The sequence below is a fragment of the Bradyrhizobium campsiandrae genome (assembly GCF_014529705.1).
Lineage (GTDB): Bacteria > Pseudomonadota > Alphaproteobacteria > Rhizobiales > Xanthobacteraceae > Bradyrhizobium > Bradyrhizobium campsiandrae.
On record NZ_JAANIH010000029.1, the window covers coordinates 45,298 to 59,331 of the forward strand.

Annotated in this window: 11 protein-coding genes; 2 read left to right on the forward strand and 9 right to left on the reverse strand. The window is 64.4% G+C overall.

Annotated features, from left to right (window positions below; genetic code table 11):
* Positions 1-132 precede the first annotated feature (132 nt).
* Both G8O24_RS21810 and G8O24_RS21815 read right to left on the reverse strand, forming a co-directional pair.
* Entirely contained in the window at positions 133-384 is a 252-nt protein-coding gene (locus G8O24_RS21810) for a PilZ domain-containing protein (protein ID WP_188102891.1), read from the reverse strand.
* A gap of 421 nt (positions 385-805) precedes the next feature.
* Entirely contained in the window at positions 806-1,057 is a 252-nt protein-coding gene (locus tag G8O24_RS21815) for a helix-turn-helix transcriptional regulator (RefSeq protein WP_188102893.1), read from the reverse strand.
* 351 nt (positions 1,058-1,408) lie between these two features.
* On the opposite strand from G8O24_RS21815, the gene G8O24_RS21820 reads away from it, so the two are divergent.
* A complete protein-coding gene (locus tag G8O24_RS21820) occupies positions 1,409-1,657 on the forward strand; it encodes a hypothetical protein (RefSeq protein ID WP_188102895.1) in 249 nt (82 codons plus the stop codon).
* A 573-nt stretch (positions 1,658-2,230) separates the two neighbouring features.
* Positions 2,231-2,620 carry a helix-turn-helix domain-containing protein gene (locus G8O24_RS21825; RefSeq protein ID WP_188102897.1) on the forward strand — a complete coding sequence of 130 codons (390 nt, stop codon included), beginning with the start codon at positions 2,231-2,233 and terminating at the stop codon, positions 2,618-2,620.
* 356 nt (positions 2,621-2,976) lie between these two features.
* On the opposite strand, the gene G8O24_RS21830 is transcribed toward G8O24_RS21825, so the two are convergent.
* The 7 genes from G8O24_RS21830 to G8O24_RS21860 form a co-directional block, all read right to left on the reverse strand.
* Complete coding sequence (locus G8O24_RS21830; RefSeq protein ID WP_188102899.1) at positions 2,977-3,273, reverse strand: DUF736 domain-containing protein; 297 nt, start codon at positions 3,271-3,273, stop codon at positions 2,977-2,979.
* 796 nt (positions 3,274-4,069) lie between these two features.
* Entirely contained in the window at positions 4,070-5,008 is a 939-nt protein-coding gene (locus tag G8O24_RS21835; protein WP_188102901.1) for a DUF2493 domain-containing protein, read from the reverse strand.
* 325 nt (positions 5,009-5,333) lie between these two features.
* Positions 5,334-6,383, reverse strand: coding sequence for a DUF7146 domain-containing protein (locus G8O24_RS21840; protein ID WP_188102903.1), 1,050 nt, complete (start codon positions 6,381-6,383; stop codon positions 5,334-5,336).
* A gap of 1 nt (position 6,384) precedes the next feature.
* Positions 6,385-10,737, reverse strand: a complete 4,353-nt coding sequence (locus G8O24_RS21845; RefSeq protein WP_188102905.1) for a strawberry notch-like NTP hydrolase domain-containing protein — start codon at positions 10,735-10,737, stop codon at positions 6,385-6,387.
* A 214-nt stretch (positions 10,738-10,951) separates the two neighbouring features.
* Entirely contained in the window at positions 10,952-11,194 is a 243-nt protein-coding gene (locus G8O24_RS21850; protein ID WP_188102907.1) for a DUF4326 domain-containing protein, read from the reverse strand.
* A gap of 146 nt (positions 11,195-11,340) precedes the next feature.
* Positions 11,341-11,583, reverse strand: coding sequence for a DUF6117 family protein (locus G8O24_RS21855; protein ID WP_188102908.1), 243 nt, complete (start codon positions 11,581-11,583; stop codon positions 11,341-11,343).
* Positions 11,584-11,724: 141 nt separating this feature from the next.
* Positions 11,725-13,836 carry a ParB/RepB/Spo0J family partition protein gene (locus G8O24_RS21860; protein ID WP_188102978.1) on the reverse strand — a complete coding sequence of 704 codons (2,112 nt, stop codon included), beginning with the start codon at positions 13,834-13,836 and terminating at the stop codon, positions 11,725-11,727.
* Between the last annotated feature and the right edge of the window lie 198 nt (positions 13,837-14,034).

Here is a 14,034-nt window from a genome sequence, read left to right on the forward strand (position 1 = left end):
CGTCGTGATAGTCGTCCACCAGTTCAGCGGAGCCGCGCGCTAGTCTCGTGTGAGCTCAAGACAGCGAAAGGCGAGCGCGACGAATACAATAGCGCTGCAGCAGCCTTGACGAAGGGATCGAAAATTGTGGTCCTATGTTACCACAAAGATGACCCCGACCCGTCTCTCCTTGCGCCACGCGATCTGACACGGTTTGCGCAATTGCTCGCTGTCGATGACCAGCGTGAACCGTTCAGGAAACCACAGCGGACTATTGATCTCGATGGCCGCGCCTGTTTCAGAGAGATTGCGAACCGTGCACGGGAGTGCGCTGCCGGAAAATTCAATAGTCCCCGATTTCAGCACTCGGCGTCTGGGCGAGATGCGATGGTCTTCATTCGTCATGGTTCGCGCGCGATTCACTCCCAACGAGTGCGCATAAGACGGCTCGTAGATCGGATTTTCAATCCCCCGGATTGATGTAAGACGGTCGGCGGGCCCTCTATGGCGTACCTGCGATGCTGGCACGCACAATAGACCTGAACGTCCTAGCGGCTGCCCGTCTCGTCGAGAGCCGCACCAGAAAGTTCGATCTTGCGGGGCGCGCCGGATATCTCTTCAGCCCGGGTTTGAGCGGCTGCTTACCTTGAAGGAAGCCGGTTCCCTGGCAAGCCCGGCAAGGTGCTCGCCGATCTCGGCAAACTGCTCTGATGGCTCTGCTCACAAGAACGATCTGGGAGCGCGCGGGACTCCCGTAGTTCATCTGCAGAGATTCGTTGCCGGCAGCCTCGCATCGCGAGGCGCGGGCGCCGGAAGAATGGCGGTGCTAGGTTGTCGATCGCTTCGACCCGATGTGGGACGCAAGCAGATCCGCCACGTCCACATCGAGGGCGGCGGCAATCCGGTCCAGCGATTCCAGGGTGGGATTGGCTTTGGCGACCTCCAACGCACTGACGAGTGCCTGGCGAACGTCCGCCTCATCGGCGAGATCGTGCTGCGACCATGATTTCTCATTTCGCAGCCGACGGAGATTGCGGGCAAGCAGCCGTCTCGTATGTGCAGGGTTTCGCCGCCTCATCCATCAGGATGATGCATTTGCGAGGAAGTCGCGCTACACGCTTTAACGTATAATACACGTCTAAGCGTATAGCGTTGGCGGCGTATACTCTTGCGAGCAAGACGATGTTGTTGGGTCGCGCCCCGTTACGTCAATCAACGCCAGACAAGCTGGTACCAACCTTCATGCGCGGAACGTTGCCGCACAGACTTCATGCCGTGGCTTGCGACCGAGGTTTCGTGATCGAGGATGAGCTTTATACTGCGCCAAACATGCAATTCTGTCGGGCAAGATTGCGTCGGGCGAAGCTCGTATCGCCGCAATCGGATAGGCAGTTCGATTCCGTGACTATGGCTTTGGGGGAGAGTGATGATGGCAACAGACGACGGCAACGTCGTGCCGTTCGACTACATCTACCGTGGCGAGCGGCATCAATGCGGATATCGGATCGTCGGCGACAAGCTCGTCGTGGTCGTGGGGGAGAAAGAACGCATCGCCGAGCGTGGGCGAATGATGCCTGACCGGCTCGCCCGCGTTCTCGTCCACGAATTGCTGGTGGAGGCCGAATTCGCCAGGAGGGCCCGGGAGACCAGCAATCGGCCCGATGCGCCGCCCTGTTGAAACCTCGGAGGCGTCGCTGTGGCACATGCACGATCCGATCGGGGCGTCTCTTCACACTTCACATCCCGGCAGATGCCTCCTAGTGTCAACAACGCTGGGTTTAACCCGACGCTAACCCGCAACTCTCTAATCTCGACCGCAACGCAAGCCTGCGAAACCGGTCGATACGGCAGAACGCTCATGTCGAACGTCGCGAAATTCCGGAAGCCGATCTCGTCGCAACCCAATCCCAGGCCCGAGAACGCGCCGGCCGTCGCCGAGGCTCTACTTCGCACTCCAGGCCGGGGCGACGAAATACCGAGGCGTGTTTGACGGGACCTTCGCTATATCCTCTTGTTTATCGAGCTGGCCGCCGCTCATCTGCGCCGCGCCGCGATGAACCCCGATCCAAATGCCACGGATGTTTCGGTATGCATCACGCAAGCCGAAGAATTGATCGAGAGGGCACGAATGCGAGCGTCAGAGCTCTGATGGACGGCTGCGCGCCCGGTTTCGGAAACAGCGCGTTGACATCATAGTTAAGTCTGGTTCGATGACTGGGACTTGTTCCTTTCCCTATATTGGGGTTCTGAATTGGCGAAACGGAAAGACGAATCCATCGACGCAGCTATCGGTGCCCGTATCCGGAGCCTGCGTCTCCATCAGGGACTCACCCAGGAGACACTGGCCGGCAAGCTCGGGATCACGTTCCAGCAGATTCAGAAGTACGAACAGGGCAAGAACCAGGTCAACCCGACAAGGCTTCTCAAGTTCGCCAACATTTTTGGCGTCTCGGCCGGCTTCCTGCTCGGCGAGAGGCAACTGAAATCGCAAGGCGCTCAATTGCCGGCAATCTTGACCGCCGATGTGGACAAGGACGCCGTCAGGATGTTCGAGGCATTTCAGCAGATTACCGATCGGAGGCTCAGACGGCAGCTCTCGGTGCTCGCAGAGCGGATCGCCAGGGCGGGTGAGAACGCCTGACCCGTAGTCTCAGCGCCGCATCATTGCGGGCTGGCGCCGTGCAGCGGCGACCTTCGCTTGAAGCCGCTCCGTTTCACTGGGCGGACGCCCCTGGCCTTCGGGCCGCGCCACGTCCTGCGCCAAGGACCCCATGCTGGGCTCGCCGGCAATATCCTGCGGCTCCTCAGCACAAGGTGCGGTCATCGCGCGCCACGCCGCCGTGTCCGGCGCAAGGTGCGATGGACCATGCACTTTGCCCGGCCGGCGACATGGCGGATGCGGTCGAAAGAGTTCGCCAAGGCGCATCTTCGCGGCGTGCCGCGCGAGGTAGAAGAGCTGCGGCGCCTCGCGAGGGGCGAGGCGCCGTGATGCTCGGTTCAGCGCGACCAGACCAGCGCGTAGCCGTCATCGACTGCGACGAGGTTCGCATAGATCGGCGCCGGGAAGGAGGGGTCGTCGAGCTTCACCGAGTGGTAGACGGTCTTCTCTTTCGAGGTGCGCTGCCACGCGGCTCCAATCTCGACATTGCCTGCCAGCACGCGCAGGTCGGGAGCCTTCTCATTCTCGGAGGATTCGGCTGGGGTGAAGCGCGCCTTGATGTTGAGCGAGAGCGTCTTGATGGTGCCGGTGTACGAGCCGTCTTCAGCGCGGGTGAAGGTGCCAATCTGAGCCATGGTGATCTCCTGTTGCTTGTTTCAAGCCCGCGACCATCGCGGCCTTGATGGCGGTCAGTGAGAGCCGCAACGACCGACCTGCAGCCGTCAGGCCCGCAGCACAGCGGAGGATGGCGTCGAGCGATCTTGTTGTCTCGCGAGGAATGCCGCCGCTTGGCGGCAGGGGAAGAAGATCGCGATCAAGCCATTGCAGGGCAAAGGTCGGCGAGCGCAGCGAGCGTATTGTGGCGCGTGATCCGCCAGCAAAAAAGGCCCGCATGGACGAGGGCATCTGCAACTCACGGGAGAGCACTGGCTCAAGGTCGCACCAAGCACAGCCGATGATGGCTGGCCGGCCGCAGCAATCGTCTGGCTCTCGCAGCAAGGCTCACCCCCGATCACGATCGGACGAAGGCTCCGGATCTCTTTGTGAAGGTTGGCCTTGGTCGAACGCCGCGCGACAGTGGACCCGAGCAGACCGTCGGAACGGGTGATGCCGAGCTCTCGGCTGGCGACGGCAATGCAATCTCCAATCAAGAGGCGATCAACGCGTCAGGGCGGTGAACAGATCGCGGCGCGGCTCCAGCGGATTGACCGCTCCTGCCGCCGTCGGCCTCTCGACGCGATCGCACGTCAACTCCTTGGTGCTGATCGGCATGACCGAGCCGCAGTGCCATCGTTCGGACATTGTCCTTGGGAAGCAACAGTGGCGCTGCGCGGTTCCGAGTCAGGGACATGAGATCTTGAACGAGCACCATTTGATGCGGGCATTCTTGTCGGGTCAGGACCGAGAATTTCTTGTCGGCCGTGGCGGCGCTTACGCGCCGCCATTGCCGAACTGCCAGACGGGAATTCCGAGCTTGCGCGCCTTGTCGGCCAGATTATCCTGGATGCCGGTACCCGGGAAGACCATGACGCCGATCGGCATCAACGTCAGCATGAGATCGTTGCGCTTGAAGGGTGCCGCCTTGGCGTGCTTCGTCCAGTCCGGCCTGAAAGCGACTTGCGGCACCTTGCGGTTCGTCGCCCATTTGGCGGCGATCAACTCGGCGCCTTTCGGCGAGCCGCCGTGCAGCAGGACCATGTCGGGGTGCTTGCCATGCACCTTGTCGAGACGATCCCAGATGAGGTGGTAGTCATCGAAGTCGAGGCCTCCGGTGAGTGCGATCTTGGGTCCGACCGGGACGAGCACCTCGGTATCGGCACGACGCTTTGCGGCCAGAAAATCCCTGGAGTCGATGATCGCTGCGGTGACCGCGCGATGGTCGACCAGCGATCCGGATCGGGGCCGCCAGAGTGAGCCGGTGTGGGTTTCGAATTGCTCGATGGCCAGCTCGCGGAAGAGCTCGATGGCGTTGCGCCGCTCGATCAGGGTCATGCCCTCGGCGATGAGCCGTTCCAGTTCGACCGAGCGGATTTCTGAGCCGTCCTGATCCTTCTGGCTGCGCTTTTGCGCCAGTTCGTTGCCGTCGAGCTCGCGTTCGATCCGTTCGGTGGCGCGGTGGAAGAGATTGACGCTGCCCCACAGCAGGTTCTCCAGATCGGGTTCGAGGCGGGTGTCGCTGAGTGTCGCGATCAGGGCGTCGAAGATGTCGGCGACGGCGTTGGCGACGGTGCGCGCTTCGGGCAGTAGTCTGGGGTCCGGTTCGTCCTGGAACGGGCGATAGCCGTGAAGCTGGAGTTCAGTGAGGACGTGATCGGTTGGGGATGTCGTGAGCACGGGATCGAAAACCTGGTCGTCACGATCGGTCGTCATGGCGATTTCCTTTGTCGGATCGGCCGCGCCCATCGCGGCCTTCGTGGCGACGAAAGGCGGCGGGCGGACCGGACCTGCACCGCGCAGCGGCCGAAGCGGAGCGGAGGATGGCGGGAGCCGGCTATTTTGCTTCGCGATGTAAAGCGCCCGTTAGGGCGCGACGGAAAATAGCCGGCTCCCGCCATTGCGTGGCCGGACCGCTTGCCGCAGGGTCGCCCTCTCAGAAGGCCGGGGATGCGGCCTCTCCGGCATCGCAGGAAACGTTGGCGATCTCGTCCGACCGAACATGCGAGCCGCGCGCTCGCTTCCCCTTATCGGCGTCGCCTCAGAGCGCCATGAAGCGTGCCAGGTCCTCTGGAGTGAAGTGCACCCGCAGGGCTACCCGAAGGGTATCCGTGCCAAGGTTCTGAAGATCCTCGTTGAAATCCCCATAGCGCGGTGACAGCGGGATCGCCTCGATGCCCTGGGTGCCGGCCCGTGCGCTCAAGCTTTCCACGGCGTTGTCGCCAGCGGGATCGTCGTCGCGCACGATATAAAGCCGGCGCAGACCCGCAGGGAAGAGCACGGCTGCCAAGTGAGCGGCTGAAAGCGCTGCCACCATCGGCATATCAGGCAAGACGTAGCGGAGCGACAAGATCGTCTCAATACCCTCGCCGGCCGCCATGACATCCCTGGCGATGCCGAAGCGAACGGCGTGACCGAGCAGATGACCCATCGCGCGCCTGGGCGTGTCGATCGGCGCCTTGCCGCTGGCGGAGCGGTCGAAGCCCTGCGGATTGAGGTAGGTGCGATGAACGCCGGTGATCCGGCCCTCGAGATCGGTGACGGCGGCGATCATCGCCGGCCAGGTCTCGGTCGGCGAACTGTCATCCGGGCGATAGTAGCAACGTGGATGGAACCGCAGCGCGCCTGCGTCGTGGACAGCCTTGATGCCGCGGTGGCACAGATAGCTCTCGACCAGCGTCCGTCGGATCGGTTGCGACATCGCAAACAGCCGCCGCGCCGCGTCCGGCGACCCGGCGGGGACGGGTGTGCGAACGGGTTTTGGGGTTTGGTACGGTTCGGCGCGGGGCAGACGCAAAAAGCGTCGCGCCTCCTCGGCGACATCGCGAAAGTCAACGAGACCGCAGCTTTCGCGGATGACGTCGAGAAGATCGCCATATTCGGCCGAGGCGGCGTCGGTCCAATGCCCGGCGGCGCCGCGACCGGATTCCGGTCCGCTGAGCCGGACGAACATCGACCGGCCGGGCGTATTGCGAACGTCGCCCACCGTCCAGTAGCGGCCCTGGCGCCGCCCGTTGGACAGGTAATGGCGGCACACCGCCTCAGCTTCGCGCGCGAGGCGGCGCGCCAGTTCGGAAGCATCGCGCGACATGTCATGCCGCCGCCCGATCGGAGATGCGCGAGAGCGGATAGCGCTCCAGCACCTTGCCGAGGATTGCCAGCCCGGACGCATCCGTCGGCACGAACATCCGCAGCTTCCAGGAGATGATTTCGTGGAACAGGCCGTAGACTCGCAACCGGTCTCGCATCGCATCGGTAAAGCCGGTAAGCTCGATGCGGTTGGCGCCCATGACGCGGACGCGACGAAGCTGTAACCCGTCGGTGAGATCGAGGACGGTCTTGCCGTCCAGCAATGCCATAAAGGCCTGCTCCGGCGTCAGCGTCGTCATCCCGGTTGACAGCGCGCCTACGACCCATGCGGGTGAGACCTTGCGTCCGATGATCCGCTCACCTGTGTCGGTCTGGAGCCGATAGACGCGCGTCGATTCGTTGGGCAGCCGCTTCCAGATCGGCAACAACAATCCCGACACGATGTGGATCTCGCTGTCGGTAAACTCTGGCACCTCGGCGACCTCCGCCGCCCAGACCCGCGAGAACGTCGCGCGGTCGGTCTGCTGCCAGTGGGTCTGCGGCATCGTCGTCAGTGCGACCGTCGGATGCTCCATGGGGCGGATGAGCCGGACGCGGCGTTCGACCTCGCCGTCGTCCGTCATCAGGCTACGCGCCGGCACCTGGACGGCGGCGCGACCAGACTGACTGTTCACCAGCAGCACGGCACGCGGGTCGGAGAGACGGCCCAAGGCCTCGTCCAGGGCGACGGGGCGGTTTCGGTCGCGTTGGGCGATGGTCAAGAGGCAGGTTCCGGCCGAAGTGCCGGGATGGGTGTAGATGGTCTGCCGTCCCGTCACGACGAAAGATTCCGCCGTCAGCGTCTCAAGCCCGACATCGTAGGTCCCGCTTGCGATCGCGCCCTCGATCCGTGCGGTGAGCAACTGCTCGAACGCTGTGAACAGGATATTCTGAAGGTTGATGGTCAGCGCCAGCAATCGGTTGAGGAACGTCGTGATCGGCGGCAACTCGTCTCTGATGCCGTTGGCGTCTGTGAGCTTCAGCCCGGTGGCATCCTCGAACGTCTGGAGCGAACAATCCTCCACCTTGCCCATGACGAGGAGGACATAGAGCTGCCGCAGCGCGTCGCGGGCATAGTGGCTCTCCAGATTGTCCTCGGACCTGAACAGTCCCTCGCCGCCGGTCTGGCGCTGGCCCCTTGTGATCGCGCCGAGGGTGTCGAGACGACGGGCGATGGTCGAGAGGAAACGCTTCTCGGCTTTCACATTGGTCGCGATCGGGCGGAACAGCGGCGGCTGCGCCTGGTTGGTGCGATTGGTGCGGCCAAGGCCCTGAATGGCGGCATCGGCCTTCCATCCGGCCTCAAGCAGGTAGTGAACGCGGAGCCGGCGGTTCTTCGCCGAGAGCTCCGCATGGTAGCTGCGCCCGGTACCGCCGGCTTCCGAGAAGACGAGGATGCGCTTGTCGTCATCCATGAATGCCTGGGTTTCGGCGAGATTGGCAGAACCGGCACGGTTCTCGACCACGAGCCGATCGATACCATCCGCTCCGCGCGTGCGAACGATCCGCCGGGACCGGCCGGTGACTTCGGCGACCTCCTCGGTGCCGAAGCGCTGGATGATCTGATCGAGCGCGCCGTGCACGGGTGGCAGAGAGGCGAGCCTCTCGATCAGCCGGTCGCGGCGTGCGACCGCGTCTCGGCACTGCACCGGCTGGCCGTCACGATGGACCGGACGCGACGACAGGTTGCCCTCGTTGTCGGTAAAGGGTTCATAGAGCTGGGTCGGGAACGAGTGCGCGAGATAGTCCAGGACGTATTCGCGCGGGGTGATGTCGACCTGGACGTCGCCCCAGTCCTCCGTCGGAATGTCGGCGAGTCGCCGCTCCATCAGCGCTTCGCCGGTCGACACGATCTGGATCACGGCGGCATGGCCCGCCGCGAGATCGCGCTCGACGGCTGATATCAGCGACGGCGTCTTCATCGCCGTGATGAGGTGGTTGAAGAAGCGCTGCTTGGCACTTTCAAAGGCGGACCGCGCGGCAGACTTTGCCTGCGCGTTCAACGTGCCGGTCGAACCGGTGATGTTCGCCGCCTGCATCGCCGCGTCGAGATTGTTGTGGATGATGCCGAACGCGCCGGCGTAGGCGTCGTAGATCCGGATCTGCTCTTCACTGAGGGTGTGTTCGACCAACTCGTATTCGACGCCTTCGTAGGAGAGCGAGCGCGCGGCATAGAGACCGAGCGCCTTGAGGTCGCGCGCCAGCACCTCCAGCGCGGCGACGCCGCCGGCTTCGATGGCCTCGACGAACTCGGCCCGGGTGGCGAAGGGAGAGTCCTCGCCGCCCCAGAGGCCGAGCCGCTGCGCATAGGCGAGGTTGTGAACCGTGGTGGCGCCGGTCGCCGAGACATAGACGACGCGCGCGTTCGGCAGGGCATGTTGCAGGCGAAGCCCGGCTCGGCCCTGCTGCGAAGCGGCCACGTCGCCACGGTCGCCCTTGCTGCCGCCAGCATTCTGCATTGCGTGAGACTCGTCGAAGACGATGACGCCGTCGAAATCACGGCCCAACCACTCGACGATCTGCCTGACACGCGAAACCTTCTCGTCGCGCGCGTCGGAGCGCAGCGTGGCGTAGGTCGTGAACAGGATGCCCTGCTCCAGACGAATGGGCGTGCCTTGCCGGAACCGCGACAGCGGGGTCACCAGCAGGCGCTCCTGGCCGAGCGCCGACCAGTCGCGCTGCGCGTCCTCGATCAGCTTGTCGGATTTCGAGACCCAGAGCGCGCGGCGCCGGCCCTTGAGCCAATTGTCGAGCAGGATGCCCGCGACCTGGCGGCCCTTGCCGGCGCCAGTGCCGTCGCCCAGAAACCAGCCCCGCCGAAACCGGACGGCGCTCTCGGCATCATCCGGCGCGGCCGAGACGACATCGAAGGTCTCGTCGACCGTCCACGCCCCCGCGAGAATGCCGCCGTGGGCTTCGCCGGCGTAAATGACGGATTCAAGCTGGGCGTCGGACAGCAGGCCGTCCGGCACCACAATCGCGGGGAGATGTGGCCGGTAGGACGGAGTGGGCGGCGCGACCGAGGCCATGGCTGCCGACTGCACCAGCCTGGTCGGATGCGCCTGGGCGCCGGGAATACGGATCGATTGCAATCCATAGGGCTCGTAGAGCGCTTCGGTGATGCCGCCATGTTCGACCGGCTTCCAGGTCACGGATTCATAGGCGAGCTCGATCGCCTCGGGCGCCATCGCCGACACCGGGACGGCGGCCGGACGCATGGCGTAAGCGCGGACTGTTCTGGGAATGGCCGGCCGCGCGGCCGCTGGAATGGCGACGGCCGATCCGATCGGCAACCGCGGCGGCACCTGTTGTATCACCCAGCTGAGCAGTGTCGCGACATCCGGCGCGGTGCCCGGAGATGGCGGGAACGACTTGATGTCTCGCGCGGGCGCCTTGTCGATCACCGTCAGGCATGTCTCGACGGTGGTGCCGTGCTTGGCAAAGACCGCGCCGTCAATGGCGGCGGAGAACACCACGCGCCCACGTTCCTGCAAGGCGATGAAGGCATCCCTCCATGCGGGATTGTCGGGCGCGCAGCTCGCGGCCGTGATCGCGACCAGACGGCCGCCTTCGGCGAGACGTGCCAGGGCCGAGGACATATGGCAGAGCGCCGCGCCGGCCATTCGGCGGTCGACGTTGGCGATGGCCGAGAATGGCGGATTCATCAGCACCACGCTCGGAACGATAGCGGTGTCGAGATGATCGTCAATGTTCGCGGCGTCGAACGAGGTGACGGCGATAGCGGGGAAAAGGCGCGACAGAAGTTCCGCGCGGGCCTCGGCCAGTTCGTTGAGCACCAGCGATCCGCCAGCGAGCTCGGCCAGGATGGCGAGCAGCCCGGTGCCGGCGGACGGCTCCAGAACAACGTCATCGGGGCGGATCGCTGCGGCCACGCTCGCTACAAAGGCGAGAGGAATGGGCGTCGAGAACTGCTGAAACGTCTCGCTCTCTTCCGAGCGGCGGGTGTGGGTGGGAAGAAGACTGGCGATCCTGGCCAGCAGCGGCAGCATGGCGGCAGGCGATGCGGCGCGTGCGCGGATCGCCGGGCCGAACTTGCGCAGGAACAGCACGGTCGCGGCCTCCACGGCGTCATAGCCGGTCTTCCAGTCCCAGGCGCCCGACGCGTCAGTACCGCCGAAGGCGGTCTCCATGGCGGCGCGCAAGAGGGCAGCGTCGATGCGGCGGCCCCGTTCGAGATGAGGAAGAAGAAGATGGGCGGCTCGGCCGGTCGCGGCGGAACGGTCCGCGATATCCAAAGCGACAACAGAAGATGGGGCGATCGCGGAGACGGCGGCGGAAGCAGAGAAGTTTGTCATGGAGGCAGGCCTCGGGAGAGCGAAAACGGGTGGAGCCCGCGGGCGCTCTCTCGACCTCGCCGGCTCAAACCCGTCCCGGCCGCGCTCGTCCTCTAAGAACGCGGGGCCCCGCCGCGCCAATCGAGGCACCGCCGAGCTACACACATGCTGATGGGTTGCGGATGATGAGACCGCGCCACCAAGCGACGCGTTCGTCGCGGCAGGCATTGGCGAGTCACGGCAGACAATCGCCATGGCAGGCGAGCGGCGCGCAGAAGCAGACGAGATCGCAGCCGCGGAACTCGTCGAGCGTATGCAGCAGGGGATGCTGATCGCGGAGCCAACGCTCGTTCTTCTTGACGACCGCAACGCGGACGCCATCGTGGCCGATCCGGAACGGGTTGCCCCATTTGCTGCCGCGGCCGATGTTGAGGGCATCCGACTGCACGCCGGTCTGATGCTTGTTGAGAACCTGCACATCACTGTCCCTCCTGACCCGTCTGTTGCGATGGACTGGCCGTGAGGGCACGGTTCAGGGATGGATGTCACGCATCGCCCTTGGGGATGTGGGGACGGCTTGCCCATTGACGTTGCCGCGGCCAGACAGGTCCCTGCGCGGCAGGGTCAGGTTGGGGATGATCGGGCCCGCGGTTCGGATGGCGGCAGATAGGCGGTGTAGGGATTGCCATCCGCGAGATGGCCAAAGGGCGTGAGAACAAGGTCGGTGCCGTCGCGGCCGACGCCGCAAATCACGTAACGGGGCTCAGCGGTCACCGCGTCGGTACATTCTATCAGCGCGAGGTTGCCGTCAGCCGCCGCACGCAGCAATGACTGGAAATTGGCGCTGATGTAGTCGGGAATGCTCATTGCACGGCCCTCCCAGGCGTTGAGGTTGATTGCGGATGGTCATGATCGTTCTCCGGAGATGAAAGAGCCCGGCGCGCTGGCCGGGCTCAGAGGAGAAATGGAAGTCTTCAGATGCGGCGGTGAGCCGCTCCCGCATGAGAGCTATTCGGCGGCAACGACCAGGAGCCGGTCGTCTTCGGGATAGCCCCGCCCCTCGTCATCCTCAGCGAGGAATTCCGGCAACGCCTCGGCTTCCCCAACCGGGGCGTGCTCGCTGTCCGGATCGGCCAGCCGCAGCGGCTCGGGCAACCAGCCGGTGCCGTCGAGCAGACGCTCGGCTTCCCGCGCCATGTCCCCCTTCTTGAGGTGATCGATGAGTTGCACGGATGCCTCACCCTTGGCCTCCCGCACCGCTTGGAGAATCCGGGGTTTGGTCACGCGCCCGAGATAGTTCTCGGCGGTCGGCTTCCAACCTGCCGTCACCATGTCAAGCCCGATCGCGCGTGCCAGGACATCGGCCTGATCGAGCCTGCGCCGGACACCGTGGGCGAAGACTCGGCCCTCGTTGTACCGGTTCGCCGGTTCATATAGCGCGTTGACAGCAGACGCGGCGCAATGCGCGAACAGTGCCGCCTGCGTGGTTCCGTCGAGTGCGGTGAGCGCGTCCCACAGATCGGCCTCATCCTTCGGCAGGCGCGCCTTCCACGCCGCAGAACGCGCGTCGATGGCGATGGCCGATGCGCTCTCCTTCAAGCCCGGAGCCTGAGCGGGGAACGTCGGCGTTCGGATCGCAATCTCCAGGCAGCCACTCGACGATGCGAAGCGGTAGAAGCTGGCCAGTACGAAAGTGTGGAGCACCGCCTGGAACGCCATGGCAGGATGGTTTGCCAAGGCATCGCGCAACGCCAGCGTGCGATGGGCCGTCAGCTCGGTGATAAGCCGGTCCGGCAGCGGTTTTGCAATGTCGTCATCCTCATCCTCCACGGGTTCGGCCGGGGCGCCGCCGATACTGATGACCGCGCGCTTACTCGCGCCAGCCGGTTGGGTACGATCCTCATGGCCCTCCCCGTCGGATTCGATGGCCGAGACTTCGGACGCCTCGTCTTCCGGCCGGACATAGCCGCGATCGACCGAGAGCCTCCCTTCGGCGTCGATGCCGACGAAGGCGCCGGCGCGGGCGACCTCGGCGAGATCGTAGCTGAGCGAGCGGGATTCGAAGGCGGAGCGAGCCGCTTCGATCTCGCCGAGGCGCTGGTCGATTTCATCGGGCAGTTCGCCGGCGTCCTGGTAGTCGGTCTCGATCTTGGCATACTCGGCGTTGAGGGCGTCGAGGGTGGCCTGCTCGTCATCCGTGAGATCGACGGGTCGACCTTCGAGTTCACGCAGGTCATTGGTGTGGCCGTAGGGGAAGTCGACCGCCACGCCAATCCACTTCCAGCCCTCGGCGGCGATGGTCTCGGCTTCCGCCTTGAGCTTTTCGGTGACGAGACGGTCGAGCAGCGGCACATCCTTTAGCCAGCCCCCGTCGTCCTGCTCGAACAGGTCACGCATGATGACGCCACCAGCCTGCTCGTAGGCGTCGAGCCCGACGAACTGGGCGCGGCGGTCGGAGGCCCGAACCGTGTTCTCCGTCAGCATGCGGCGGATCTGATACGGTTCGTCGTAGCCTGACTTGCTGACGATGTCCCAGACCTGCTCCTGGCGTGCATGGTCGCCGGTGACGGAGAACGCCATGAGCTGCTCCAACGTCATGCCGTCCTCGGCATAGATGTCGTGCAGCTTTGGTGAGACGGATGCCAGGCGCAAGCGCTGCTTGACGATCGCCGGCGAAACGAAGTGCCGCGCTGCGATGTCTTCTTCGCTCATACCGCTCTCGCGGAGGGTCTGAAACGCGCGGAACTGATCGAGGGGGTGAAGTCCGATTCGCTCATCATTTTCTGCGAGAGAGTCGTCCTCGGCGAGGCCCTCGTCTCTCACCACGCAAGGCACGGCTTGCGTCTTCGCCATCCGCTTCTGTTTCACCAGGAGTTCGAGGGCGCGATACCGCCGGCCGCCGGCGGGGACCTCGAACATGCCGGTCTCCCGGCCATCGCCGTCGATAACGGCGCGGACACTGAGGCTTTGCAGCAAGGTGCGTTGCGCGATGCTTTCCGCCAATTGCTCGATCGAGACGCCCGCCTTGACGCGGCGGACGTTGGACTGGCTCAACACCAGCTTATTGAAGGGAATATCGCGGGACGGACTGAGCTTGATCTTCTGAACGGCGCTTGCCATGTCGGATTCTCCACGACGGGCGGCCGGGAGACTCTCTCTCGACCTCCAACCCGTCAGTGAAATCCGCACGCCCCTCTCACTCTCCGGCGCGCCCCGGGAATGAAAATCGAGACGGGGAATACATGCGATCACCCGGCTCGCACAGGCGAACCGATGTTGGTGGGGACAAGCGGATTTGTGCCCGGCGCGGTTGGTTCG

Coding starts and splice junctions, on each gene's coding strand:
- G8O24_RS21815 (WP_188102893.1), bottom strand. CDS start 1,057: ATGAGGCGGCGAAACCCTGCACATACGAGACGGCTGCTTGCCCGCAAT.
- G8O24_RS21840 (WP_188102903.1), bottom strand. CDS start 6,383: ATGTCGCGCGATGCTTCCGAACTGGCGCGCCGCCTCGCGCGCGAAGCT.
- G8O24_RS21830 (WP_188102899.1), bottom strand. CDS start 3,273: ATGGCTCAGATTGGCACCTTCACCCGCGCTGAAGACGGCTCGTACACC.
- G8O24_RS21810 (WP_188102891.1), bottom strand. CDS start 384: ATGACGAATGAAGACCATCGCATCTCGCCCAGACGCCGAGTGCTGAAA.
- G8O24_RS21835 (WP_188102901.1), bottom strand. CDS start 5,008: ATGACGACCGATCGTGACGACCAGGTTTTCGATCCCGTGCTCACGACA.
- G8O24_RS21860 (WP_188102978.1), bottom strand. CDS start 13,836: ATGGCAAGCGCCGTTCAGAAGATCAAGCTCAGTCCGTCCCGCGATATT.
- G8O24_RS21855 (WP_188102908.1), bottom strand. CDS start 11,583: ATGAGCATTCCCGACTACATCAGCGCCAATTTCCAGTCATTGCTGCGT.
- G8O24_RS21845 (WP_188102905.1), bottom strand. CDS start 10,737: ATGACAAACTTCTCTGCTTCCGCCGCCGTCTCCGCGATCGCCCCATCT.
- G8O24_RS21820 (WP_188102895.1), top strand. CDS start 1,409: ATGGCAACAGACGACGGCAACGTCGTGCCGTTCGACTACATCTACCGT.